Consider the following 25,007-nt stretch of genomic DNA (forward strand, 5'->3'; position numbering starts at 1 on the left):
GAACAGGTGAGAATTTCGGAGCTCAGCCGCCGCAGCGGGGTGCCCAACGCGACGATCAAGTACTACCTGCGCGAAGGGCTGCTGCCGCCCGGCCGGGCCACCGCGGCGACCCAAGCCGAGTACGACGAGACCCACCTCGGAAGACTCCGCCTGATCCGCGCGCTGACGGGGGTGCGGGGCCTGTCCGTCGCCTCGGCCAAGCACGTCCTGGACGCCATGACCGAACACCGGACCGACCTGCATCGACTGCTCGGCATCGCCTTCGGCGTCCGGCCCCCCGGCAGCGGCACGCCGGGCCCGGCCGAAGGCGGGCCCCCCGCCGGGGCGAACCCCGAGGCCGCCGCCCTGATCGACGCGATGGGCTGGTCGGTCTCCGAGCACAACCCGGCCCGGCAGGCCGTCGACGAGACGCTGCGGACCCTGCGCTCACTGGGCGTCGCGTACGACTGGGAGGCGCTCCTCCCTTACGCCGAGCTCGCGGAGCGGACGGCCCGGTACGACCTCGACCAGCTGGAGACGGCCGCGGACCCGCTGGAGAAGGCCGAGCGGGCGGTGCTGCTGACCTTCCTCCTGGAACCGGCGCTGATGGCCCTGCGCCGGCTCGCCCAGGAGAACGAGTCGACCGCACGCCACGGCGGGGGCGAGCACGCCCCGGCCTGACCTGAACGGCGTTGCGGTGACCGGCCGCGAGGGCCTGGTGACCGCCGGGCCGGCCGTGGGCCGTTGACGTGAGGCGCTCCCGGCCTCGGCGTAAGGCCGGTGCGGGGCGCGCCCTCGCGCGTGCGCGGCCGGGCGCCGGACGGCCACGACATGAAGATCACGGCCCGGCCCTGCGTCCGGCCGCAGCCGCGGGAGCGCGTCCCGCCCGCACGCGCCGTCAGTCGACGCTGGGCAGGATGTGGGGCTCGGCGAGGTCTTCCTCGTAGCCGGCGAGGCGGATCGGGGCCGAACGCGCCCACACGTCGAGAATGCCGAGCTCCCCCGGCCGACGGGCGGCGCGCTCGGAGTGTTCCTTGGGACGCTGATCGCTCTTCGTCTGCTCCGGTGTCACCGCGCACTCCTTATGTGTCGGTCACCCTCGGGACGTACTGCGCCGGCCCGGTGCCTGGCGTCTGACGTCCGCTCGGGTCTGAGTGGAAAAACCGTTCGGACGCGGTGGCGCCGGCGACTCGAGGGAGAGCGGGCCGTGGTGAACCGGCTGGTCCCATGACGGACCGTGGGTGCGGATGGAACCCTGACTGCTGTCCGTCCGGACCAGATTAACCAAATGAGCGAGGGCCCGCTCGATGGCGCTCAAAACCGACGGTGACCATCACGCGCCGGACAGTACCCAATGGGCGGGGATATGCTCCTATTTCCGGATCGACATGGCTGACTGTAATCACCCGTTCGTATTACACGGGCGTCGACGCTTTCGACCGGCCCCCGTGGTCGTGGCGCGGTCCGGGTCCCGTCGGCCGGTGCGCAAAGCTCGTCACAGTCCGCCGCCGCACGGCGACGGCCCACTCCCGGGGGGCCGTCGCACCGTGCTGGAGCCGCCGGCGGCACGCGGCTCCCGGCCGGTGACGGCCGGCCGGCGGCACCGGGCCGTCGGCCTCACCACCGGCCGGGCGCGTAGTCCTTCATGAAGACGCCGTACAGGTCCTCGCCCGCCTCGCCGCGCACGATCGGGTCGTAGACGCGGGCCGCGCCGTCGACCAGGTCGAGCGGGGCGTGGAAGCCGGCGTCGGCGAGGCGCAGCTTGTCGAAGTGGGGGCGCTCGTCGGTGATCCAGCCGGTGTCGACCGAGGTCATCAGGATGCGGTCGGTGTCGAACATCTCCTGCGCGCTGGTCCGCGTCACCATGTTCATGGCGGCCTTGGCGGCGTTGGTGTTGGGGTGTCCGGCGCCCTTGTAACCGCGGTCGAACACGCCTTCCATGGCGGAGACGTTGACGACGTAGGCCCGTCCGGCGGCCGCCCGGCGCGCGGCCTCGGCCATCGCCGGACGCAGCTTGCTGATCAGGATGAACGGCGCCGTGTAGTTGCACAGCTGGGTCTCCAGCAACTCCACCGGGGAGATCTGCTCGATGGTCTGGACCCAGGTGTTGGTGTCGACGACGTCGGGGAGCAGGCCGCCCGCGTCGATGGCGGTGCCGTCCCGGTGCCGGACCACGCTGGCGTTGCCCGCGACCAGGGCGAGGTCGGCCACCTTCTGCGCGTCGAGTCCGCTGACGCCGACGGGCAGCGCGGTCAGCCCGTCGACCGCGCCGGAGCCGAAGGCGCCGATGACGTGGTGGACGGGCAGCTCACCGGCCGGCAGCGGGGCGCTCTCGCCCTCGACGAGCGCGGCGTACGCGGACGGCAGCCGGCGTACGGTCTGGGTGGCGTTGTTGATCAGGATGTCGAGCGGGCCCTGCTCCGCGACCCGGTCGGCCAGCGCGACGGCCTGGGCGGGGTCGCGCAGGTCGATGCCGACGACCTCCAGGCGGTCCATCCAGTCCGCGGAGTCGTCCATCGCCTTGAAGCGGCGGATGGCGTCCTTGGGGAAGCGTGTGGTGATCGTGGTGCGGGCGCCGTCGCGCAGCAGCCGCAGCGCGATGTACATGCCGATCTTGGCACGTCCGCCGGTGAGCAGCGCCCGCTTGCCGGTGAGATCGGTGCGGGCGTCGCGCCGGGCCCGGTTCTCGGCGGCGCACTTCGGGCAGAGCTGATGGTAGAAGTAGTCGACCTCGACGTAGCGGGTCTTGCAGGTGTAGCAGGAGCGCGGGCGCTGGAGTATCCCCGCGATCGAGCCGGGCTCGACGCGGGAGGAGGGCAGGATGCCTTCCGTCTCGTCGTCGATGCGCTCGGCGGAGCCCGTGGCGGTGGCCTCGGTGACCGCCTTGTCGTGGGCGGTCTTCGCGGCCCGGCGCTCCTGGCGGCGGCGCTGCTTGACCGTGCGGTAGATGTGCGAGGTGGCCCGGCGGACCAGGATCGCGTCCGGGTGGTCGACGTCGAGCTCGTCGAGTTCCTCGAGCACGCTGAGGCAGACGGCCAGCCGCTCCGGGTCGATGCCGGGCCCGTATGCCACCGCGTCCGCGGCCCCGGGGCCGTCCTGTGTCACCGTCATCGCCGCTGCCGTTTCCCGCTCTGCTTCTCGCGGCGCTCCGTTCGCGTCCGCTGTCGAACGGGGGATTTTACTTCAGCGCCGGGCCGCGGCACCAAACCGCGTCCCTCAGCGCTCGCAGACGGCGGTCAGTGCCGCCACCTCCTCGGTCAGCGCGCGGGCCAGCCGGTCGAGGTCCGGGACGGCCGCGCCGTCGGCGACCAGGCCGTAGTGGACGCGCCCGCGGTAGGTGGAGACCGCGACCGCCAGGGAGTGGCCGGGGGCCAGCGGCGCGAGCGGGAAGACGGCGCCGAGCGGGTCGCCGCCGAGCCTCAGGCCGAAGCCGGGCAGCGGCACGCTGGTGACCAGCACGTCGAACCAGAGCCGGGCCGCCTGACCGAGCAGCGGTCCGCCGAGCCGGTGGCCGAGCGGCGGCACGTGGTCGGCGAGCAGGGCGACGGCGCCCGCACCCCGGTGCGGGCCCGCCTCCTTGTTGCGGTCCATGGCGGTACGCACCTGCGCGAGCCGGGCGAGCGGGTCCCGCTCGCCGACGGGAAGCCGCATCAGGTACCCGGAGAGCCGGTTGCCCTGCGGGTGGGCGGTGCGTGGCCGGCGCCGGGAGACGGGGATGAGCGCGCGCGGGGCGACGCCCTCGCTGCCGTCGCCGCGCTCGTCGAGCCAGCGGCGCAGCGCGCCGGCGACGACCGCGATCGTGACGTCGTTGACGGTGCCGCCGGCGCTCTTGCGGATGCGGTGCACGTCGTCGAGGTCGATCACCGTGCCGACGGTGCGGCGGGTGCCGCTGGGCGCGCAGGTCAGCGCGGGCGAGGAACGCATGTCCAGGGTGGAGCGGGCGACGGCGGCGCCGATGTCCAGGGCCCGGCCCGCGTCGGACAGGGCGTCCCGGACGAGGCCGGGCACCTCGCGCACGTCGGGCAGCAGGCCGCGCGGGGGCTCGGCGGGGCGGGGCCGGGGCGTCGGCAGGTCCATCGGGTCCATCAGCGCGGCGGCCAGGGTGAGGGCGCGCAACCCGTCGGCGAGGGCGTGGTGGAACTTGAACAGGACGGCGAAGGAGAGGCCGTCCTCCCCCGGCAGCACGTGGGCCTCCCAGGGCGGCCGGGCGCGTTGCAGCGGGCGTCCCATGAGCCGGCCGGCCGCGGTGTGGAAGTCGGCGGCCGGCGGGTGCAGCCGGACGTGGTCGAGGGGGTCGAAGCCGGGGTCGGGTTCGCGGGTGGCGCCGCCGAAGGCGAGGGACCGGCGCAGGACGGAGGCGAGCGGCTGCCGCAGCGCGGCGGCCAGGGGCTCGCCGGGCGCGGGCCGGGTGCGGCGCAGCGCCGACAGCGACTGCCGCACGGCGAGCGGCTGCCACGTGTCGCGGATGCGCATGCGCAGTCCGGGCACGGCGGCGGCCCGGGACGCCAGCAGGTCGGCGGCGTGGGCCGCCGCGGAGGGCGAGTGGGTGGCGAAGACGCCGAGCGCCGCGAGGTGCATGGGATGGCCGGCGGACTCGATGTTCCAGAACGCCAGGTCGAGAGGGGCGAGTGGGTCTGCGGTCATGGGCGGGCCTCGCGTCGACGACGGGAACGGATCAGCAGTCAATCGCTCCCGGCCGATTACGGTCAAGTACGATCTGGCTACCCACAGTTAACACCATGTGACGTCCTCGCCCCTCCCGCCGGTGCGGCGGAAGGGGCGGGACCGCGGTGATGGACGGGGCTACCGAGGCAGGATCACCGCCTGACGGAGTGACGGACGCCACCCGGACGGGCGCGGCCCACCGGAGGAACGGTTCATCGCGCGGCGCCCTCCGTCGCGGGGCAGCCCGCGGGCCGTGCCCGTGAGGCGTCCCGGACGAGGGCCTCGTGGGCGGCCTTCACCCGGGCCACGTCCGGCTTCATCACGCGCCGGTCGTAGGTGAGCAGGCCGTTGAGCTCGCCCTCGACGTCCGTGATCTGGGTGTACACGGCTCCGTTGCCGCCCCGGCACACCAGCGCGCGCACCTCGTCGAGCTTGGTGAGGTAGTCGTCGGTGTAGGTCGCCGGGTCGACGTCGACGTACGACTGCTGCACGGACCAGGCGTGTCCGGGCACCGCCAGACCGAGGCCGCCGTACTCGCCGCTGACCAGGGCACGCCTGCCGTCCGGGCGGGGCGGGAGCGCGGGACTGGGGTAACCGTGCTCGTCCATGATGTCGCCGGCGTTCCCGTCGGCGCCGAGGTTGAGCCCGGACTGGTTGTTGACCAGCCGGCTGGGGTCCCAGGCCTTGGCCTGCTCGGCGATGCGGCCGATGTCGTACTGGCCCCAGCCCTCGTTGAAGGTGACCCACATGACGACCGACGGGCTGCTGACGTGCTCGTCGATCATCTGCTTCATCTCGCGCTCGTAGCGGGCGCGGGCCTCCGTGCCCGGGTTCCTCCCGGCCGTCATGGCGGGCATGTCCTGCCACACCAGCAGTCCGAGCCGGTCGGCCCAGTAGAACCAGCGGTCCGGTTCGACCTTGATGTGCTTGCGCACCGAGTTGAAGCCGAGCTCCTTGTGGGCCCTCAGGTCGTACGCGAGGGCCTCGTCGGTGGGCGCGGTGTGCAGGCCGTCGGGCCAGAAGCCCTGGTCGAGGGTGGCCATCAGGAAGACGGGCTCGCCGTTGAGGACCGTGCGCGGCACGCCGTCGATCCGCTCGACGGCGATGGAGCGCATCCCGAAGTAGCTGCCGACGCGGTCGGCGCCGACGGTCACCTGCAGCCGGTACAGGAACGGGTCGTCGGGCGACCACAGGCGCGGGTCGTGGATCCTCAGGGTGAGCGGCTCCCCGGTGCGGCCGACGGCCGTGGCGACCTCGCGCCGTCCCTCGTACGCGGTCGCCCTGACCGGTACGCCGTCCCGGACGCCCCGCGCCTCCACCGTGAGCCGCTCGCCGGGCACGTCCGGGACCAGCTTGAGGGAGTCGACGTGGTCGCGGGCGACGGGCTCCATCCAGACGGTCTGCCAGATGCCCGAGCTGGGCGTGTACCAGATGCCGCTGGGGTCCAGGCGCTGCTTGCCGAGCGGCGGGTTCTCGCCGTTCGCGGCGTCGGTCGGGTCGTACACGCCGACGATCAGCTCCTGGGTGCGGCCGGGCTTCAGCGCGTCGGTGACGTCGGCGCCGAACTTGTCGTAGCCGCCCTCGTGCTCGGCGACCCTGACGCCGTTGACGTACACCTCGGAGCGCCAGTCGACGGCGCCGAAGTTCAGCCGGAGGCGCTTGCCGGAGCCGATGCGCCAGTCGCGGGGCACGGTGAAGGTGCGGCGGTACCACATGCGGTCCTCGTGCCGCTGGACGCCGGAGAGCCGGGACTCCACCGGGTACGGGACGAGGATGCGCTCCTTCAGCGTCCTGCCGACGGGCGGCTGTTCACCCTCCTCGGCGGCGGCGAACTGCCAGCGTCCGTTGAGGCTGCGCCACTCCTCACGGGTGAGCTGGGGGCGCGGGTACTCGGGGAGGGCGTTGTCCGGGCCCACCTCGTCCGCCCATTCGGTGCTCAGCTCGTGGGTGGAGCGGTTGGGGCCGCTGCTCAGGAACGCGTCCACGGGGTCGCCGTCGGCGGCGGTCAGGCCGCCCTGCCCGTCGTAACGGATGTCGGCGCTGCCGCGGGCCGTGCCGGTCCTGTTGCCGACGACGGGCTCGGCGAGCGTGACGAGCAGTGCCTTCGGGTCGGCCGGGTCGGGCTGCGCCGACTCCAGGGGCCAGTCGGCACCGCCGATCACCGCCTCGAAGTGGTCGGTGAATCCGGCCGGGGGTGCGGCGAGCGGCCGGGGGAAGTCCAGCTTCAGGGTGCGGCCGGAGGCGAGGACGGTGGCGGCGAGGGCGCCGTCGTAGTCGAAGCCGTCCGGGAGGCGGAAGGCGGACTGCGGTACGGGTTCCTTGCCGCCGCCGGGCTCGGTCCAGCGCAGGTGGAAGTTGGAGCCGCCGTAGTGCTCGAAGTACTCGACCTTGATGTCGTGGGCCCGGCCGGCGGTCAGCTCGACGGGCTCGGCGGTCTGTTCGCGGTCCCAGTCGTCGATCCAGTGGTCGATGGCGATCTCGCCGTCGATCCACAGGCGGAAGCCGTTGTCGGCGCTGACCGAGAAGGTGTGGGCGCCGGTCCGCTCCGGCACGATCTTCCCGGTCCAGCGGACGCTGACGTCGTCCGACCGGCCGGTGGTGAGGTTCAGGCGCGGCTCCAGGTTGTCGAAGTCGAGGTCGGCGTCGAAGGCGGTGGCCTTGAGTTCGTGGAAGTCGAAGGCGCCCGGAGCGGACTGGGCGTAGTACTCGCCCTTCAGTCCGTGGATCTCCACCGGATCGTCCTCCGCCGCGGTCGCGGCCGGGCCGGTCGCGGTGAGTCCGGTGACTCCCAGGGCGGCGGCCAGCAGAAGGGCGCATCGGTTTCTGAGTCGTCTGGTGCGCACGGATCCTCCGTCGGTGAGGAAGGTGACGGCTCGTTGCTCAGTACGTGGATCTGGTGCTGTGCGTGTTCTGTTCTGTGCGCTGCACTCGCCCGTACAACGTTGTCAAAGAACAGTACTCGGCATGACAGCACGGATTCCGTCATGAGTCCAGGGACATGACAAAGGCCCCGGTGGCCACGGCCGCCCGGGGCCCGCCCACCGGCGTCTACGGCACCAGCTGTCCCTTGCCGAGCGCGATCACCCCGCCCTTGGACACCGTGTACAGCTCCGCGTCCCGCTGGGGGTTGACGCCGATCGTCGCGCCCGGCGGCACCTCGACGTTCTTGTCGAGCACGGCGCCGCGCACCACCGCGCCCCGCCCGATGTGCACGTTGTCGTGCAGCACCGAACCCTGCACCACCGCCCCCGGATCGACGACCACGCCCGGCGACAGCACGGACCGGGTGACCTGCCCCCGGATCAGGCAGCCGGCGCTGATGATCGACTCGCTCGCCATGCCGCCCGCGTTGAACCGGGCCGGCGAGAGCTGGCCGGAGTGGGTGTAGATCGGCCACTGCCGGTTGTAGAGGTTGAACGCGGGGCGTTCGGCGATCAGGTCCATGTGCGCCTCGTAGTACGCGTCCAGCGTGCCGACGTCCCGCCAGTAGCCCTGGTCGCGGCTGGTCTCGCCGGGCACGTGGTTGGCGCTGAAGTCGTACAGCGCGGCCTCGCCCCGCTCGGTGAGCTGGGGCAGGATCGAACCGCCCATGTCGTGCACCGAGTTCTCGTCCTCGGCGTCCCGGTGCAGGGCCTCGATCAGCGCCTTGGTGGTGAAGACGTAGTTGCCCATGGAGGCGAACACGCACTCGGGGTCGTCGGCCAGTCCGGGCGGATCGGCCGGCTTCTCCAGGAAGCGGTCCACGGACTGTCCGTCCGAGCCCGGCGTGATCACGCCGAAGGCGGAGGACTCCGCGCGCGGCACCCGTATCCCCGCCACCGTGACGCCGGCCCCGCTCTCGATGTGCTGGGCGAGCATCTGGCGCGGGTCCATGCGGTAGACGTGGTCGGCTCCGAACACCGCCACGTACTCCGGCCGTTCGTCGTGGACCAGGTTCAGCGACTGCAGGATCGCGTCGGCGCTGCCCAGGTACCAGCGCGGGCCGAGGCGCTGCTGGGCGGGGACCGGGGTGACGTAGTTGCCGAGCAGGCTGGACATCCGCCAGGTGGTGGTGATGTGCCGGTCCAGCGAGTGCGACTTGTACTGGGTGAGCACGCAGACGCGCAGGATGTCGCCGTTGACGAGGTTGGACAGCACGAAGTCGACCAGGCGGTACGTGCCGCCGAAGGTGACCGCCGGTTTGGCGCGGTCCGCCGTGAGGGGCATCAGGCGCTTGCCCTCGCCGCCCGCCAGCACGATTCCCAGGACCGAAGGACCACCACGACGCATGGCCGCTCCCCTCACGCCGAGTTTCCCCAAGGCTGCCCCGGACGGGCGGGACTAAGCCTGTTCGAGGATCTCCTCGTAGAGACCGGCCGTACGGCGGGCCACCGCGTCCCAGCCGAACTCCGTGACGGCCCGCTCCCGCCCCGCCTCGCCCATCCGCCGTGCCGCCTCCGGGTCGCCGAGGACCGAGTCGAGCGCCCGTGCGAGGCCCGTCTCGAAGGCGTCGTCCGCGTCCACCAGCACCCCCGTCGAGCCGTCCGCCACGACCTCGGGGATCCCGCCGACCCGGGAGGCGACCACCGCCGTGCCGCACGCCATGGCCTCCAGGTTGACGATGCCGAGCGGCTCGTACACCGAGGGGCAGACGAACACGGCGGCGTGCGTCAGCAGCTGGATCACCTCGGGCCTCGGCAGCATCCGCGGGATCCAGTGCACGCCCGCGCGGACCCGGCTCAGTTCCTCGTACAGCTCGCGGAACTCCCGGTCGATCCCGGGCGTGTCCGGGGCGCCTGCGCACAGCACGACCTGCGCGGCCGGGTCGATGCCGCGCACCGCCCGCAGCAGCTGGGGCACGCCCTTCTGCCGGGTGATCCGGCCGACGAACAGCACGTACGGGCGGGAGCGGTCGAGACCGATGCGGTCCAGGGCGTCGGTGCCGGGGTCGGGGCGGTACAGGTCGGTGTCGATGCCGTTGTGCACGACGTGCACCCGGGCGGGGTCGAGGGCCGGGTAGGAGGCGAGGACGTCCTCGCGCATCGCACCGGAGACGGCGATCACTCCGTCGGCCGCCTCGACGGCGGTGCGCTCCGCCCAGCTGGACAGGGCGTAACCGCCGCCGAGCTGCTCGGCCTTCCAGGGGCGCAGGGGCTCCAGGGAGTGGGCGGTCACCACGTGCGGAACGCCGTACAACAGCTTGGCGAGGTGACCGCCGAGGCCCGCGTACCAGGTGTGGGAGTGGACGAGGTCGCGGCCCTGGAGCGCGGCGGCCATGGCGAGGTCCACGGAGAAGGTGCGCAGCGCGTCGTTGGCGCCGTCGAGCGCGGTCCAGGGGCGGTGGCGCAGCACACCGTCCGTCCGGCCCTCACCCCAGCAGTGCACCTCCAGGTCCACCAGGGGCCGCAGTTCCCGGGCGAGGAACTCCACATGGACTCCCGCGCCGCCGTACACGTCCGGGGGGTACTCCCTCGTCAGCAGTCCCACTCGCACCTGTGAACCCCCTGTCCGGTCGGACGTCGACCTCCATGGTCACCCGGATGGGGCGCGTGGGGAAGAGCGGGGCGGTCGTGCGAAGCAGCAGTCGCCGCAGACGCCCCCGCCCGGCACCCGGTAGTACAGACAGCAGCTGCGGCGCCGGAAGGCGGTGCCCGCCAGGCTCCCGGTGCCGGTGAGCAGGGGGTGTGCGAGGAGTTCGGCGGTCAGGGAGGCGGCGCGGGCGGCGACGTCCGTACGGCCGTGGCGGCGCCCCCAGCGCTCCAGCTCCCGGGCGGCGCCGGCGAGCGCGGAGGCGGCGTTGCCGCGCAGCAGGCCCGGTGCGAGGCGGTGGCGGGAGCGCAGGGCCGCGGCGAGGGGCTGGAGATGGCCGTGCAGCACCAGCTCCGCGATCGTCGCCGCGTCGCCGGGCAGCGGCCGCACCTCGGTCAGCCACAGGTCGTCGGGGGCACTGCCCTCCGGGTCCCAGCGCAGCAGCGGCGGGGCGAGGTCGGGGACCGCCCCGTGGAGGGCGGCGGAGCCGAGGGCCACGGACCACAGGCGGGCGGCGAGCCCTTGCTGGGCCACCGACGCGGCGACCCGCGTCTCGGGAGCGCGCAGGGCGCCGGCGACCCGGCGGACCCGCGAGGTCAGGGCGTCGCCCTGAACGTCCGGGGACCGCGGTCCGTATGCCTGGGCGAGCGTGGGCAGGCGGCGGTCGGCCGTTCCCGCCGTGCGCAGGACGAAGAAACCACCGAGGCGGTGAAGGGCGGTGAGAGACGGGTCGAGGTCCACGACGTACAGGAGTACCAAGGCCCCTAGGGGTGACAACCAGGGGCCCCGCGTCCGACGGCGCCCACCCTGGGGATGACGGGACCGCCGTCGTACTCCATCGGCAGTAGGACTCATTGGGTGCTCAGGGACGACGACGGGAACACTCCGACACGGCATCGTGTTGGTCATGGAAGCCGACCGTTCGCCGCGCCGGGTGCACCGCCCCGGCCCCAGGCAGAGGAGCAGCCGATGAGCGCCCTCGCGTTGTCCGTGCTGCTGTCGTTCGTCTCCGCCGTGGCGTACGCCGGTGGAGCGATCGTGCAGGAGCAGGTCGCGGTGGACTCACCCGGCGCGCAGCAGTTCGCTCCGCTGCGCCGGCCGGGCTGGTGGGCGGCGGTCGCGCTCAACGGCCTCGGCGGACTGCTGCACGTGGTGGCGCTCGCCTACGGCCCGCTGAGCCTCGTCCAGCCCTTGGGCGCGCTGACCATCGTGTTCGCCCTGCCGATGGCCGCGCTGTTCGTCGGCCGGAAGGCCGGGGCGACCGCGTGGCGCGGCGCCGTCATGGCGACGGTGGGCCTCGCGGGGCTGCTCTCCCTGGTCGGCGCGTCCGACGCGCAGTCGCTGAACACCGCGCAGCGGGTGGCGGCGGCGCTGGGGACGGCCGGGGCGGTCGTGGCGCTGATGGTCGCGGCCCGCGCCGTGCACCGGCACCCCGCGGTGCGCAGCATCCTGCTGGCCACCGCGTCCGGTGTCGCGTTCGGCATGTCCTCCGTCTTCACCAAGACCGTCGCGGTCGACTGGACCGGCGGGGTCTCGGCGGCGGACCTGCCGTCCCTGGCGGTGATCGGTGTCCTGGCCACGGGCGGCATGCTGCTCTCCCAGGCCTCCTACCGGGGCGCCGGCCTCGCGGCCCCGCTGGCCACGCTGACGGTGGTGAACCCGGTGGTGGCGGCCGCGGTCGGCATCACGATGTTCGGCGAGACCTTCCGCTACGGCACGACGGGCACGGCGCTCGCCCTGAGCTGTGGCGTGGTGGCGGCCGGCGGTCTGATCCTGCTCACGACGGAGCGGCTGGCGCGCGAGAACCAGGAGGCGCGGGCGGTGGACGCCCCCGTGACGGAGCCCGCGGACGAGCAGCCGGCCGCCGACCCCGCCGAGCGGCTGCTGGCCGCGCTCTCGCTTCCCGAGGACGTACGGATGCCGGCTCCCGCGCGGACACCGCACGACGCGCCGGACGACACGGACGCCGGCCCGGTGCCCCTGGTGTCGTACGGGCCCCTCTACGGTGGCCCGTACGTACCGGTGGCGGTGGTGGACCGGCGCGGGACGCGCGTCACATCCTGACGCCGCCCGCCCTCAGGTAGGCGACCGGGTCGACGTCCGTTCCGAATCCGGGCCCCGTCCGCACCTCGAAGTGCAGATGCGGGCCCGAGCTGTTACCGGTCGAACCGGAACGGCCGATGCGCTGGCCGGCGCCGACGGACTGTCCGTTCCGCACCGAGATCGCCGACAGGTGCGCGTACTGGCTGTAGCGGCCGTCGGCGTGCCGGACCACCACCTGATAGCCGAACGACCCCTCCCAGCCCGCGCTGACGACGGTGCCGGCCCCGATCGACTTCACGGACGTGCCGGTGGGGACGGGGAAGTCGACGCCGGTGTGGTAGCCCTTCGACCAGGCGGATCCGGCCTTGTGGTACGGCGTGCCGAGCGCGGCGCTGACCGGGGCGACCAGATCGCCGGTGGTCTTGACGGCGCGGTCCGTACGGTCCTCGGTGCGCCGGGGGGAAGTCTTCTTCTCGGCCTTCTCGGTCTTCTTCTCGGCCTTCTCGGTCTTCTTCTCGGCCTTCTCGGTCTTCTTCTCGGCCTTCTCGGTCTTCTTCTCTGTCTTCTTCTCGGCTTTCCCGGTCTTCTTCCCGGCCGGCTCGGCCGGTTTCCGGACCGTCTTCGCCGTTCCGTCGGGCAGGGCGAGCCGCTGGCCCGGCACGATCAGGTCGGGGTCGCCGCCGATGGTGGAGCGGTTGGCGTCGTACAGCTTCCGCCAGCCGCCGCCGACGCGTTCCTCCACCGCGATGCCGGAGAGGGTGTCGCCGCGCACCACCGTGTACATCTCGGCGCGGCCCGCGCGGGACTGGGGTGTGGTGTGCGGCTTGACGTCCTCGACCGAGGACCCGCCGGCCTTCCTGTCGCTCCTGCCGCTCTTCTTGTTCCCGCCGGACGTGTCGCCGGCCGGCCGGATGTCGGGGGTGTCGCCGCCCCTGGTCAGTCCGGCCCGCGCCGAGCACACCGGCCAGGCGCCGGGCCCCTGTCCGTCGAGGACCTTCTCGGCGACGGCGATCTGCTGGTCCTTGGTGGCCAGATCCGCGCGCGGCGCGTACCGGGCACCGTCGTACGCCTCCCAGGTCGACTGGGTGAACTGGAGCCCGCCGTAGTACCCGTTGCCGGTGTTGGTGTCCCAGTCGTTGGTGGACTCGCAGGCGGCGACCTTGTCCCAGGTCTCCACGTCGGCCGCCTGGGCGGCGCCGGTGCCCAGCAGCGGGAGCGCCATTCCGGCCCCGCCCGCGGTGACGGTGAGCGAGGCCCGGTTGATCCTGTTCGGCTGATACCGGCGGTGCCGGCCGCGCACGGCCATGGAAATCCCCCTCGACAATGCGTCAGGAGGGGCAAAAGTAAGCGGTGCCAACCAGCCGTGACAAGACGGCTATCGGCCGCACGGATGCGCCAAGTGGCCGGTACTCTTCGCCTGTTGCGCCCTCTTTGGCGTTCCGTGGGGAGCGCGCGCGGGCGGATGCCCCCGTCCGCGGGTGCGTGCGCCCGCCGAGTGCGGAAGGGGCATCCGCACGTATGTGTCCGAGCGGCGTCGTACGGCCCTCGTGTGCACACGCGGGCGCGGCACGTCAGGATGGTCGATGGCAGGGCCGGCGGGCGTCGACCGGCGGCACCGGCCCCGGCAGCACCGATGTCAAGGTCATGAGGAGCCACCCCAATGAGCAGTTCAGCGCAGATCGGCGTCACCGGGCTCGCGGTCATGGGCCGTAACCTCGCGCGCAACTTCGCCCGCAACGGTTACACGGTCGCGGTGCACAACCGGACGGCGGCGCGCACGCACGCGCTGGTGGAGGAGTTCGGGCACGAGGGCGGCTTCGTGGCGGCCGAGACGGCCAAGGAGTTCGTGGCGGCGCTGGAGCGGCCGCGGCGGCTGGTCGTCATGGTGAAGGCCGGTGAGCCGACGGACGCGGTGATCGAGGAGTTCGCCCCGCTCCTCGAGCCCGGCGACATGATCATCGACGGCGGCAACGCGCACTTCGCGGACACCCGCCGCCGGGAGAAGGCGCTGCGCGAGCAGGGCATCCACTTCGTCGGCATGGGCGTCTCCGGCGGCGAGGAGGGCGCGCTGAACGGGCCGAGCATCATGCCCGGCGGCCCGAAGGAGTCGTACGACTCCCTGGGTCCGATGCTGGAGAAGATCTCCGCGAAGGCGATGGACGGCTCCCCCTGCGTCACGCACGTCGGCCCGGACGGCGCCGGACACTTCGTGAAGATGGTGCACAACGGCATCGAGTACGCCGACATGCAGCTGATCGGTGAGGCGTACCAGCTGCTGCGCGATGTCGCCGGGTACTCCCCCGCGCGGATCGCGGAGATCTTCCGCACCTGGAACACCGGCCGGCTGGACTCCTACCTGATCGAGATCACGGCCGAGGTGCTGTCGCACGTGGACGCGGCCACGGGCGAGCCGTTCGTGGACGTGGTGGTGGACCAGGCGGAGCAGAAGGGCACGGGCCGCTGGACCGTGCAGATCGCGCTCGACCTGGGCGTACCGGTGTCCGGCATCGCCGAGGCCGTCTTCGCGCGCTCCCTGTCCGGTCACGCGGCGCTGCGCGAGGCCTCGCGCTCCCTGGCCGGTCCGAAGGCGACGCCGATGGGCGAGGCGGAGGCGGCGGCGTTCGCCGACCGGGTGGAGCAGGCGCTGTACGCGTCGAAGATCGTGTCGTACACGCAGGGCTTCCACGAGATCGCGGCCGGCAGCGAGGAGTACGGCTGGGACATCGACCTCGGCGCGGTCTCCGCCATCTGGCGCGGCGGCTGCATCATCCGCGCGGCCTTCCTGGACCGCATCCGCGCCGCCTACGACGCCCGTGCGGACCTGCCGAGCCTGCTGTCGGACGAGACGTTCGCGCGGGAGATCGCCGACGCCCAGGACGACTGGCGCGAGGTGCTGATCGCGGCGACCCGCCAGGGCGTGCCGACCCCCGGCTTCGCCGCTGCCCTCGCCTACTACGACGCCCTGCGCGCGGAGCGCCTGCCGGCCGCGCTCACCCAGGGCCAGCGGGACTACTTCGGCGCGCACACCTACCGGCGCACGGACCGCGACGGCTCGTTCCACACGTTGTGGGGCGGGGACCGGTCGGAGGTCTCGGCCTAGGCCCCCCGGGGCAGGGCGGTGGACGGCCCGCGGGCCGTCCACCGCCCTGCTTCCTTCCCGTCCGGATCAGCTCAGCGGCGGGCCGGGTTCCGGGTTCGGCACCGGTTCGGGGCCCGGCGGGATCGGCGAGGGGGACGGCTCGGGGGGACCCGGACGCGGCGGCGTCGGCTGCGGGGCCGGCTCCGGACCGGGGCCCGGCGGCGGGGGCGGAGGGGCGGGGTCCGGGTAGGGCTCGGGGCGCGAGGGGTCCGGGTCCGGGGTGGGGCCCGGGGTCGGACCCGGCGGGACGGGGTCCGGGTACGGGTTCGTCATGGCGCGTGTCCTCCGGCCTGTCGCTCGACGTGGGCTCTGGACTACTCCCCCGCCTACCCGACGGCCGCCTCTCCAGTCACCCGCCCGCGTGCCGGCGCGGGGCCAAACGGCTCAGGCGGGCCGCCGCGGCGAGTCCCGGACGGGGACTGGACAGCACGGGCACCCGGGTCGTGGTGAGCCGTTCGGCCGGGGCCATGGAGGCCTGGGCGAGGACGATCGCGTCGGCGCCGGTGACCGCGTCGGCGGCGTCCGCGACCCGGCGCGCGTACCCCGCCTGGTCGCCCGCCTCGAAGCGTGCCCACGCGCCCTCGACCAGCACGGTCCGTACCCGGGCGGGCCGTCCGGCGCGAGCTGCCTCCTCCTCGACCAACGCCGCCGTCGGCCGCAGCGTGCTCTCCAGGGCGGCGAGGACGACGACGGCCGGCCCGGCGGCCACCGCCGCGGCCGCCATCGGCCGGTCGACGCGCAGCACCGGGACACCGGCGCCGGCGGCAGTCGCCTCCGCGACCCCGCCGATGGTCGAGCAGGTGCACAGCACGGCCCGGGCGCCGCGGTCGACGGCCTCGCGCACCCTCGCCCGCACCTCGTCGGCGACCGCCGCGGGGCCGTCGGCGCGGGCGCGTTCCAACAGGTCCTCGGCGACGGCGTGCCGCAGCTCCAGCCCCGGGTGGGCCTCGTCGCGCAGCGCGTCGAAGACGGGCACGTGAACGGGTGAGGTGTGCAGCAGGGCGAGCACGTGGGCCTCAGAACCGCTCGGGATGCGCGGTCGGCCGCTCCTTCGCCGCCCGGATCAGCTCCGGCCCGGCCGCCGGGGCCCGGTCGTCACGGAGCTCGGTGTCATCCATCGCCACGTCACGCTCCTGCCCCGGTCCGCGCCGGTCGGGCCGTGGTGACGGCCCCCGGGCTGCGTTCCTGGTCCGACCCCGGCACCGGCTCGGACGGGTCGGCCCCCAGGGACACGATGCGGTTGTCGCCGTCCACGTGCACCACCCGGGGTTCCAGCGCCCTGGCCTCGGCGTCGGTCACCTGAGCGTAACTGATGATGATCACCAGATCGCCGGGCTGGACGAGATGGGCGGCGGCCCCGTTGATCCCGATCACCCCGGACCCGCGCTCACCCTCGATGACGTACGTCTCCAGCCGGGCCCCGTTGGTGATGTCGACGATGTGCACGAGCTCCCCGGGGAGCAGATCGGCCGCGTCGAGCAGTTCGGCGTCGATCGTCACGGATCCCACGTAGTGCAGGTCGGCCTGGGTGACGGTGGCACGGTGGATCTTGGACTTGAACAGAGTACGCAGCACTTTGGACTCCTGGAAGACGGCTCCCCGCTAGCTTTGTGCAGGTCAGGGGCGTTGTTCACTGTACACCGACACTCCTCACAGTCGAAGATGTGCAGGAACATCGACCCCTTTTTGGCGAGAAGGACCCCCACCTGCGCTTCCGCGTAGAGCCCGGCTGCTGTGCTATCGCCGTCCAAGGACCCACTCGAACACCTGCCTCGGAGTGGCCGAGGACTCATGCTGACCAGATGCTGACTTACCTGACGATGCGTCAAGTAAGCATTCGCTGAGCACGGAGCCATCCTCGCCATCGACTTGGAAGTCGTTCAACGCATCCGTCAGCCTGAGGCTTCATTTGGCCCCAAAGCATTAGGAGGTCGAGTGGACAGGGAGGAGCGGAGAACCGCGACTTTGCGATGAGGGCCAGCAAGAAGCAGGCGGGCTCGTGCTTCACCGCGTCGGCCGTGGTCGTTCGGTCTCCGGGTCCCGCATTTTTCGGAAGGGCTCAGGGCCGCACGTCGAGCACATCCGACACCGGTCGCCGTGGTGTCCGAGGCCCTTTGGGGCCGTATCCCAGTCGCAGCAGCATCTGCGGGTGGCCGGCACCGGACACCGGATCGCGCAGGAGCCATCGCAGGTCGGGCCGTTCGAGGGGTTGTGTGGCGAGGGAACCGACCAGACCTTCGGCTGTGGCCAGCAGCAGGACACGTTCCATGGCCTGGCCGACCCGCAGCCAGTCCTCCGGACGGTCGTGCGTCGTGCTGACACAGGCTAGCTGGGGTGCCTCTTCGAAGACCGCGGTGTCCCGTCCCGCCACACGGCGTGTGCCCGCGAAGTCCCGCAGGGGCGCCCGGCCCCCGCTTCTGACGGGGCCGAAGGCGTAGTCCGGGACGCCGTCGTCCGTATAGTTCACCGACGGAGCGTCGGTGCGGGTCCACTCCGCCAGTTCCCGTTCGGACGCGCGGTCGGTGAGGCCGCGTGCCTCGGCCTCCCGCACGAGATCCAGCACATGCTGCAGCTGCCAGGGGGCGGGGAAGGCCAGCGCGGCGCCTTCGCGACGGGCGGCCTCGACCAGCGCGTCGCACAGGTCGGCAGGGATCCGCTTCTCCTCGAACGGGAAACGGCTGCTGTGCCGCTCGGTGATGGCCGGGTGCAGCGCGGCGAGGTCGCTGTCGTCGCCTCCCAGGCCGGTCAGCCGCACGGTCGCGAGGAGCGCCGGGTCTCCGGGGCGGGGCAGCAGCCGCGTTTCCGCGTGCCAGCCGTCGTGGGCCACGGCTACCCGCAGGTTCAGCAGGGCGGCGCCACAGCCTATGTGCAGGCCACGGGCGCGTGGGTCGGAATACGGCATGGCGCGGTCGAAGTCGGCGTACAGCTCGAACGTACGCGTTCGACGCACGTAGCGGAAACGCCACGGCTGCGCGTTGTGCATCGAGGGCGCGGCGACAGCGTCACCGACCAGACTGATCACGTGTTCGTCGGATGGTGGTCGAACGTTCACCGGTATCCATCTCCTCAGTCCGTTCGTCACCGAGCGGGATCTGGCTTGGCGCCCGGCCGCCGTTGCCTCCGCGGGTGCGACTGCCGCCACCGTCGCTGTCGGCGGGCCCCGTCGCGGGGGCGCTGTCACGGCCCGCTCGGTCGTTCGGCCGCCAGGTCGGGCTCGAGCGCCGGCCGGTGGCGGGGCCCGGCCAGCTCACAGCGGACGTCGACCACGCCCTCGACCGAGCGCACCAGCCGTTCGACCAGCGGGACGACCGACGTGTCGCGCACCCGTCCGGCCAGCGTGACCACGCCTTCATGGACCTCGACCCGGACCGATGCCGTCCGGAAGGCGGCCGCCGACGACCTCGTGCCGGACCTCCTCAGCGATCTCCGGGTCGGGCCGGAGGAAGACCCTGAGCAGATCGCCACGACTCACGATCCCCCGCAGCACGCCGTCGGCGTCGATGACGGGCAGGCGTTTGACTCCACGCCGCGCCATGACGCGGGCAGCCCCGGCCAGGGGCTCGTCGGGGCGCGCCGTGACGGCGGGGGACGTCATCAGATCCGTCGCCGTCACCCCTCGCGCCTTGTCGTGGGCCGGGACGGGCCCCCTCCTCGGGTGCACGTTCCAGTCGCTGTCGCGCAATTCCTCCTTGCGCAGCAGGTCGGCTTCGGAAACGACGCCGACCATCCGGTTCCCCTCGTCGATGACAGGGAAGGCACTGATCCGCTGCGTTCGCATGGTCCGCACGGTGTCCTTGAACCCCGCCCCGGCGGCCAGCGCCACGACGGAACGGGTCATGACGTCATTCACGGTGTATACGGAGCCGTACATCGCTTCCTCCCGCACGTGTGGGCGGCGTTCTCCACGTGTCCAGGATCGGCCTGTCCAGCCTGCGGCGGCTTGGGCCGAATGGGCCGTATCAGAGGGCCACCCGCCCTGCCGTCCCTCGGTCCGTGAGCGGACTTCACGACCGAGGCGCAGAAGGCATCCCTTGCTCCTCGGGGGGCGAAGAGCTGGACTATTGCGCCGACTGCGCGCTTCGCCGCAACCGCACGGCAGCGGCCGCGCAGAGCCGGGGCCCACGAGAAGTGGTTCTCCGTCCCGCCCTTCTTGCTCTTCGTCACCTGACACTCACGGCACATGAGCCCTGTGCTCTTGGCCGCGGGCCACGCGCTGACGTGGGTCATCTGGGCCTTCACGGCGTCGGTGTCGGGCTGTTCGAAGACGGTCCGTAGCAGCGTGGCCACCCAGGGCTGGGCCGACTTCGGCACCTGGCTCAGCAAATTTCTCGCGTAGTGGGTGCGGCAGCGCTGCCAGGATGCGCCGGGCAGCACGGCGCCGATGGCGTCCACCAGGCCGGCGTGGGCGTCGGAGACGACGAGCTGGACGCCGGACAGGCCGCGGGCGATCAGGGAACGCAGGAAGGCGAGCCGGCCGGCGCCGTCCTCGGCGGTGGCGACGTCCAGGCCGAGGATCTCGCGGTGGCCGTCGGCGTTGACGCCGACCGCGATCAGCGCGTGGACGTTGATGATGCGGCCGCCCTCGCGGACCTTCTGAGTGAGTGCGTCGACCCAGACGAACGAGTACGGGCCGGCGTCCAGGGGCCGGTTGCGGAAGGCGGCGACCTGCTCGTCCAGGTGTTTGGCCATCGCGCTGACCTGGGACTTCGACAGCTGGGTGACGCCCAGGGACTCGGCGAGCTTCTCCACTCGGCGGGTGGAGACCCCGAGCAGGTAGGCGGTGGCGACCACCGAGATCAGGGCCTGTTCGGCCCGGCGGCGGCGTTCGAGCAGCCAGTGCGGGAAGTAACTCCCGGACCTGAGCTTGGGGACGGCGAGTTCGACAGTGCCGGCGCGGGTGTCCCACTCGCGCGGGCGGTAGCCGTTGCGGTGGTTGACGCGTTCGTCGCTGACCTGGCCGTATGCGGCGTTGCAGAGGGCGTCGGCCTCCGCGGACATGAGCGCGTCGGCGAACGTTTTGATCATCGCGCGCAGCAGGTCGGGACTCGCCGAGGCGAGGTTGTCCTCGGCGAGGGCGTGCAGGGGCAGACTGTCGGGTGCGGTCATCGTGCTGATCTCCTTCGAGCTTTCGACATCTCGAAGATCAGCCGGTGGCCGTTCTCATATCCGGACACTCACTCCGACGCCGGGGCAAACGCCCGGATCAGGTGAGAACCCGTACACCACTTCCTTGGATGTAACCGGGTGGCCACGCACTCCGCGTGATGCGGCATCAAAAGCACGTCACTCTGGACACAGCTGCGAAACCGGTAGGTCAGAGGTGGTTCTTACGTCTCGGATGAGGGCCGTCGGGCGCTCGTGGCGTCGAATGAGCGTCACGGCGGTGATACAGGGCGCGCTGTCGAAGCAGCGCGCCCCTCGAACTCGCCCGGCCGGGGAAACCGGTTCGCCTCGTGCTTGCCGGTCCGTGCGGCGGACTCAGGCCGGGTGGTCCGGCTGCTGCTCGGGAGGCGTACCGCCGCCTTCTCCCCCGCCCTTGTCGCCGCGGTCAGTCCCATGCGCGTGGCCACCGCTCCCCCGGATGGGCTGTGCCGCCTTGCGAGCTTCGCTGTCCTGCGGAGTGCCTGCACCCTTGTCACTGCGCCGCAGCTCGGGCTGTTGCGGGTTCGACATCAGCTTTCCTCCTTGTGTCACCTGCGCATCGATTCGTACGCCGATCACACGGGTGACTCATGGTATCCGTGCGAAACACCCAGTGGGGCGGATGGGTACGTGCCGCTCGCCGGGCGTTCTCGTCCTGCCTGGTACACGGAGCTGGCGCTCGGTCGAATTTCCAGGTTCGGCAGCCTCCGCCGGTCGGCTGGCGGTTGAGGCGTCTGGAAACCGGCGCGCTTCGCATAACGCACCGTTCTTCGAGCCATAGTTTGTCCGCTGCCGGCTACGCGAACGCCTGGATGATCATTCCGCTGCGTGGGCGGGTGGGGATGCGGTTCAGGGGGATGATCAGGTTCTGCGGCGGTACCTGGTAGTCCAAGGCGGCCAGGCGCTGGGCGAGCGTCTCCAGGATGCCCGTGGCCATGGCCTCGCCGGGGCAGCGGTGTCCGGCACGCGGATCCGCTCCCCCTTGAGGGATCAGCTCGTCACGGCCGGGCGGGTGGTCGAGGAATCGCTCGGGACGGAAGGCATACGGGTCCTTGAACAGCCGCTCGTCGTGGTTCTGGCCGTAGACGTCCAGCAGAACGAGGCCGCCGACCGGGACGTGGCGACCCTGCCAGGTCAGGTCGGTGACAGCCTGGCCGCCGAGGAACGGCGCGAAGGGATAGAACCGGCGGACCTCGTGGGCGAATGCCGTGGCGAACGCCGCCTCGCCCGACCGGAGCCGCTCCTTGTGCTCCGGCCAAAGATGCAGGGCGTGCGCGGCAAAGACCACGAACCAGCTCAGGGCCGTGGTGGGCCGGATGACGTTGAGCAGTTCCACCGCGGCGATTCGGGGCGTCAGCTCCGTGCCCGAGGCGTCGAGGTGGCGGCAGACGCGGTCCAGCACGGAACCCGCGGGGGCCGGGGCCGCGCCGGACCTCACCTCGGTGACGAGGGCGGCGAACCGCTGTTCCTGCCGGGCACGGGCCCGCCTGGCCCGCCAGTGTCGGGGACCCGCCGTGGCGAAGCCGTCCACCATGGCCAGCAGGTCCCGGGCCAGCGGTTCCTCCTCGTCATCGGCGAGGGGAACGCCGGCCCACCGGCAGACTCCCCGGGTGATCACCCGGCCCACGGCGTCGAAGAGCACGACCTCCGGCCGCGCCCGCCATTGCGGTAGGGCATCGTCCCAGGCTCCGATGACGTGCTCGGCCGAGCCCGTCACCGCGTCGGTCTCCAGCAGCGGAAGGAAGAACGACTTGCGCTGCCGGTGGGCGTCGCCGTCGAGAGTGTGGACCGCGCCGTGGCCGAAGAGGGTGCTCAGCACCGGGCCGGGGAGCGCCCGTGCCAACGCACGTGCTCCTCGTCGTAGAAGAAGCGGACCGCGTCCGGGCCCCGTACGGCCAGGGCCGGGAGGCCGAGAAGGCGGAGGTTCAGCGCCGTGTCGTTCTCGGCGCGCATCAGGTCGGGCAACCAGGCGTAGCCCTCGCTCAGCAGGACCAGGGACTCGGGAACCAGTCGGTGAGCAGTCATGACTCTTGGAGTGCCCGTGGCCTCCCGCGCGATACCGGCGCGGTTCAGCCATCGAAAGGCCACCCCCGCGTCACTCCTGCCGCCCGGAACCCTTTTGGGTACCAGTTCCCGGTTCCGCCATCCGTCGGTGGGCCGCCGCCTTGACTCCGTCCGGCAGCACCTTCCCGGCCAAGCCCTGTGCCTTGGCCTTCAGCGACCCGGTCACGGCCTTCTTCTCGCCCTCCACTATCGCTCGGAACGCCTGCTCGGCCACCTGCGCGGGATCGTCCTTGTCCATGGTGCCGATGCGGGTGTCGTCCGCCATGCCCGCCCGGTCGAAAAAGTCCGTGTCCGTCGGGCCCGGCAAGAACGAGGTGACCGTCACGCCGGTGTCCTTCACCTCCTCCGCCAACGCCTGGGCGAAGGACTGAACGAACGACTTGGACGCGTTGTAGACAGGCTGAAAGGACCCCGGCATCATCGACGCCACGGACGAGGTGAAGGCGAGCCGGCCCGCGCTGCGCGCCACCATGGCTCGTAGCAGCGGCTTGGCGAGCCGCACGGTCGCGGTGACGTTGAGGTCGATGACTTCTTGGTCGTCGGCGAGGTCGGTGTCCACGAAGGCTCCGCCCTGGCCCACCCCGGCGTTGAGGGCGGCGACGTCGACCGTCAGGCCGTCGAGCGCGTCCAGGAGCCGGAACCGTCCCTCGCTGGTCCGGAGATCGGCGCGCACAGCTCGAACCTCCACACCCGGATTCCGCAGATCTTGGGCGGCGGACTCCAGCGACTCGTCTTCGGCGTTCACCACAAGGTCGTAACCGTGGAGCGCGAACTGCCGGGCCAGCTCGTGGCCAATTCCGCTGGACGCACCGGTGATCAGGGCAAGTGGCCGTGTGTCAGTCATGACGGACGAGTAACCGTCCCGCCCCGTGCCACGCCTCGGGGAAACCGCGCGGCTGTGTCACATGCCCCACTGGTCCCCACAGAGAACGGAGCGGCGTGAACACAGAAGCGGCCCTCTTACCAGCCGTAGCGCCTGGGAAAACAACCCGCATCCACCCAGCCGCCACCCCCTCGCCGGCCGTGCGGGAGGTGACGGGTTTGTCGTGGGTGGCGGGCGGTGCGTCCGGCAGCAGGACCTCGCCCGATTCCAGCAGCGCCTTCGCTTCACGCAGGGAACGGCGCAGGTCCTGACGAGGATCCTGGCCCGTGAGCCGTGCGGGCACGGACGAGGCATCCGACGACACGCCCTTCAGGCGCACCGCCACTTCGGTGCCCCGGTCGCCCGGCGCGGGTCGGATCCGCGTCTCGATCCGGTCGCCGCACTCCTGCAGCGGCGTCGGCAGTTTGTCGGCCTGGATGTCGACAGGTGAACGGTTGATCGTCACCGTGAGCCAGCGGTCCGCGGCGGCCGGGTCCGCCGGACGCGCCATCGAGCGCCGCAGGGCGAGGACGGCACCCACGGTGAGCTCCGCGGCGGCTGCCCACAATGATTTCCGGAGCGTCACGGGCAGTCACATCCTCAGATGATCAGGTACGACGGGTGAGCAGCGCTCCGGGCGATCAGGCCCGTGCGCGTGCGCGTGGTCATGGGGGCCTTCTCCCTCGTAGCGTGCCGTGGTGCGCGGCGAGTATCCCAACTCAGGCGTGCGATCTCCCCGACGTCCGATGCTCACGTCGTGCCGATCCGTCGGCCGACGTCCGGAACGAGCGCGACGCTGAGCTGCTCAGGCACGGCCGGTGTGGACCACTCTGTTCCGACCTGATCAGCTGTCCTGGCCCATCGCCTTGCGGACGGCGTCACGAGTCCGGTCGATCACGGCTGCCACGGGTCCGACGGCGATGTTCTCCGCCGCTGTCTCGACTCCCGGATGCGGGCGAGTGGGCGCCATGGCCTCGGCGGCACGGACAGCGGTGGCCATCAGGGCGAGCTGTTGTGCTCCGGCCTTTTCGTGCAGCCCGGGAAACTCGTACTGTTCCTCCGAGGCCGCGTGCTGGAGCACGTCCGCGCGCAGTTCGCGCAAGGCGGGCATGAACCCGGGGTCGTCGGGGTTCATGTCATCGAGTCGGCTCAGCTTCTCCTTCGCGGCCCGCTCCTCCTCGAGACGGTCGTCGACCACCTGCTCACCGTCCTGCAGCAGACGGCGGGCTGCCGGGTGGACCACTTCCTCCTCGGCGGTCTCGTGGACGGCCAGCAGGCGGACGAGTCTGCGGAATGCCTCCTCCCGGTCGTCGGCGGTGGCGCTCTCGACCTCGGCGAAGAGATCACGGATGTGGTTGTGCTGCTGCTTCAGCAGTGCCACGACGTCGGCGTTCTCGCCGGTGTCGTCGAGGTGGGGCATGGCGCCGGTCAAGGGAGTCTCCTTGGGGTGCGATTCCGGAGCGGCGTCGGCCCGCAGACAGCGGGCACCTGGGCTTCGTTCAGGTTCTCCCTGGTGACGGGCGGCCGCGACCGCGCGGGGCCGAACGGCGCGGGTGGTAGCCCAGGGCGGGCAGCCGCCCTCGACCTCGCGGCTGCCCGGCGTCG

16 protein-coding genes and 5 pseudogenes are annotated in these 25,007 nt (G+C 72.1%); 3 read left to right on the forward strand and 18 right to left on the reverse strand.

All coding sequences use genetic code 11. The features are described 5' to 3' along the window. The first annotated feature begins 6 nt into the window (after positions 1-6). Positions 7-660 (forward strand): MerR family transcriptional regulator, encoded by a 654-nt coding sequence (locus ACZ8ZB_RS03175; protein ID WP_470736193.1) that lies wholly within the window; start codon positions 7-9, stop codon positions 658-660. A gap of 217 nt (positions 661-877) precedes the next feature. Here ACZ8ZB_RS03175 and ACZ8ZB_RS03180 read toward each other — a convergent pair whose 3' ends face one another. The 7 genes from ACZ8ZB_RS03180 to ACZ8ZB_RS03210 all read right to left on the reverse strand — a co-directional run bounded on the left by ACZ8ZB_RS03180 (position 878) and on the right by ACZ8ZB_RS03210 (position 10,911). Continuing rightward, positions 878-1,051, reverse strand: coding sequence for a hypothetical protein (locus tag ACZ8ZB_RS03180; RefSeq protein ID WP_470736194.1), 174 nt, complete (start codon positions 1,049-1,051; stop codon positions 878-880). A gap of 545 nt (positions 1,052-1,596) precedes the next feature. After that, on the reverse strand, positions 1,597-3,090 hold the full coding sequence (locus ACZ8ZB_RS03185) for an SDR family NAD(P)-dependent oxidoreductase (RefSeq protein ID WP_470736195.1): 1,494 nt from the start codon (positions 3,088-3,090) through the stop codon (positions 1,597-1,599). Positions 3,091-3,195: 105 nt separating this feature from the next. Next, the gene (locus tag ACZ8ZB_RS03190; protein WP_470736196.1) at positions 3,196-4,623 is read right to left on the reverse strand and encodes a wax ester/triacylglycerol synthase family O-acyltransferase; all 1,428 of its coding nucleotides are present in this window, start codon (positions 4,621-4,623) and stop codon (positions 3,196-3,198) included. A 233-nt stretch (positions 4,624-4,856) separates the two neighbouring features. Beyond that, positions 4,857-7,487: a PA14 domain-containing protein gene (locus ACZ8ZB_RS03195; protein WP_470736197.1), complete on the reverse strand. Its 2,631-nt coding sequence runs from the start codon at positions 7,485-7,487 to the stop codon at positions 4,857-4,859. A 205-nt stretch (positions 7,488-7,692) separates the two neighbouring features. Beyond that, entirely contained in the window at positions 7,693-8,913 is a 1,221-nt protein-coding gene (glgC, locus tag ACZ8ZB_RS03200; protein ID WP_470736198.1) for a glucose-1-phosphate adenylyltransferase, read from the reverse strand. 51 nt (positions 8,914-8,964) lie between these two features. Beyond that, a complete protein-coding gene (gene glgA, locus ACZ8ZB_RS03205) occupies positions 8,965-10,116 on the reverse strand; it encodes a glycogen synthase (RefSeq protein WP_470736199.1) in 1,152 nt (383 codons plus the stop codon). Positions 10,117-10,155: 39 nt separating this feature from the next. Beyond that, positions 10,156-10,911, reverse strand: coding sequence for a (2Fe-2S)-binding protein (locus ACZ8ZB_RS03210; protein ID WP_470736200.1), 756 nt, complete (start codon positions 10,909-10,911; stop codon positions 10,156-10,158). 210 nt (positions 10,912-11,121) lie between these two features. Here ACZ8ZB_RS03210 and ACZ8ZB_RS03215 point away from each other — a divergent pair, with 210 nt between their 5' ends. Next, a complete protein-coding gene (locus ACZ8ZB_RS03215) occupies positions 11,122-12,216 on the forward strand; it encodes a DMT family transporter (RefSeq protein ID WP_470736201.1) in 1,095 nt (364 codons plus the stop codon). Here ACZ8ZB_RS03215 and ACZ8ZB_RS03220 read toward each other — a convergent pair. Together ACZ8ZB_RS03220 and ACZ8ZB_RS03225 are read right to left on the reverse strand one after the other, a co-directional pair. Next, positions 12,206-13,036: pseudogene (locus ACZ8ZB_RS03220) on the reverse strand (M23 family metallopeptidase); the annotation flags it as partial. The gene ACZ8ZB_RS03215 and the pseudogene ACZ8ZB_RS03220 sit on opposite strands and share 11 nt — an antisense overlap. 174 nt (positions 13,037-13,210) lie before the next feature. Further along, positions 13,211-13,501 (reverse strand): annotated as a pseudogene (locus ACZ8ZB_RS03225) (transglycosylase family protein); the annotation flags it as partial. Between the two features lie 354 nt (positions 13,502-13,855). Here ACZ8ZB_RS03225 and gndA point away from each other — a divergent pair. Then, positions 13,856-15,295, forward strand: a complete 1,440-nt coding sequence (gene gndA, locus ACZ8ZB_RS03230) for an NADP-dependent phosphogluconate dehydrogenase (RefSeq protein ID WP_470736202.1) — start codon at positions 13,856-13,858, stop codon at positions 15,293-15,295. Between the two features lie 388 nt (positions 15,296-15,683). Here the strand turns inward: gndA and ACZ8ZB_RS03235 are convergent, their stop codons facing one another. The 9 genes and pseudogenes from ACZ8ZB_RS03235 to ACZ8ZB_RS03275 all read right to left on the reverse strand — a co-directional run bounded on the left by ACZ8ZB_RS03235 (position 15,684) and on the right by ACZ8ZB_RS03275 (position 24,822). Beyond that, positions 15,684-16,343 (reverse strand): aspartate/glutamate racemase family protein, encoded by a 660-nt coding sequence (locus ACZ8ZB_RS03235; protein WP_470736203.1) that lies wholly within the window; start codon positions 16,341-16,343, stop codon positions 15,684-15,686. Between the two features lie 116 nt (positions 16,344-16,459). After that, entirely contained in the window at positions 16,460-16,909 is a 450-nt protein-coding gene (gene panD / locus ACZ8ZB_RS03240; protein ID WP_470736204.1) for an aspartate 1-decarboxylase, read from the reverse strand. A gap of 484 nt (positions 16,910-17,393) precedes the next feature. Further along, on the reverse strand, positions 17,394-18,386 hold the full coding sequence (locus ACZ8ZB_RS03245; protein WP_470736205.1) for an Acg family FMN-binding oxidoreductase: 993 nt from the start codon (positions 18,384-18,386) through the stop codon (positions 17,394-17,396). Between the two features lie 125 nt (positions 18,387-18,511). Next, positions 18,512-19,205, reverse strand: a pseudogene (locus ACZ8ZB_RS03250) (CBS domain-containing protein). A 344-nt stretch (positions 19,206-19,549) separates the two neighbouring features. Beyond that, positions 19,550-20,440: pseudogene (locus tag ACZ8ZB_RS03255) on the reverse strand (IS256 family transposase); the annotation flags it as partial. A gap of 832 nt (positions 20,441-21,272) precedes the next feature. Continuing rightward, a pseudogene (locus tag ACZ8ZB_RS03260) lies at positions 21,273-22,501 on the reverse strand (cytochrome P450). Positions 22,502-22,571: 70 nt separating this feature from the next. Beyond that, positions 22,572-23,384 carry an SDR family NAD(P)-dependent oxidoreductase gene (locus ACZ8ZB_RS03265; protein ID WP_470736206.1) on the reverse strand — a complete coding sequence of 271 codons (813 nt, stop codon included), beginning with the start codon at positions 23,382-23,384 and terminating at the stop codon, positions 22,572-22,574. Beyond that, entirely contained in the window at positions 23,377-23,943 is a 567-nt protein-coding gene (locus ACZ8ZB_RS03270; RefSeq protein WP_470736207.1) for a hypothetical protein, read from the reverse strand. Before ACZ8ZB_RS03270 ends, ACZ8ZB_RS03265 begins: the two co-directional genes overlap by 8 nt. A gap of 303 nt (positions 23,944-24,246) precedes the next feature. Next, complete coding sequence (locus tag ACZ8ZB_RS03275; protein WP_470741410.1) at positions 24,247-24,822, reverse strand: hemerythrin domain-containing protein; 576 nt, start codon at positions 24,820-24,822, stop codon at positions 24,247-24,249. Positions 24,823-25,007 lie beyond the last annotated feature (185 nt).

It is taken from the genome of Streptomyces sp. 12E (assembly GCF_055633275.1).

Bases quoted from the DNA above. Each gene is read 5' to 3' on its own strand.
- ACZ8ZB_RS03265 (WP_470736206.1), bottom strand. From the start codon at position 23,384: ATGACTGACACACGGCCACTTGCCCTGATCACCGGTGCGTCCAGCGGA.
- ACZ8ZB_RS03190 (WP_470736196.1), bottom strand. From the start codon at position 4,623: ATGACCGCAGACCCACTCGCCCCTCTCGACCTGGCGTTCTGGAACATC.
- ACZ8ZB_RS03215 (WP_470736201.1), top strand. From the start codon at position 11,122: ATGAGCGCCCTCGCGTTGTCCGTGCTGCTGTCGTTCGTCTCCGCCGTG.
- ACZ8ZB_RS03185 (WP_470736195.1), bottom strand. From the start codon at position 3,090: ATGACGGTGACACAGGACGGCCCCGGGGCCGCGGACGCGGTGGCATAC.
- ACZ8ZB_RS03275 (WP_470741410.1), bottom strand. From the start codon at position 24,822: ATGCCCCACCTCGACGACACCGGCGAGAACGCCGACGTCGTGGCACTG.
- glgC (WP_470736198.1), bottom strand. From the start codon at position 8,913: ATGCGTCGTGGTGGTCCTTCGGTCCTGGGAATCGTGCTGGCGGGCGGC.
- gndA (WP_470736202.1), top strand. From the start codon at position 13,856: ATGAGCAGTTCAGCGCAGATCGGCGTCACCGGGCTCGCGGTCATGGGC.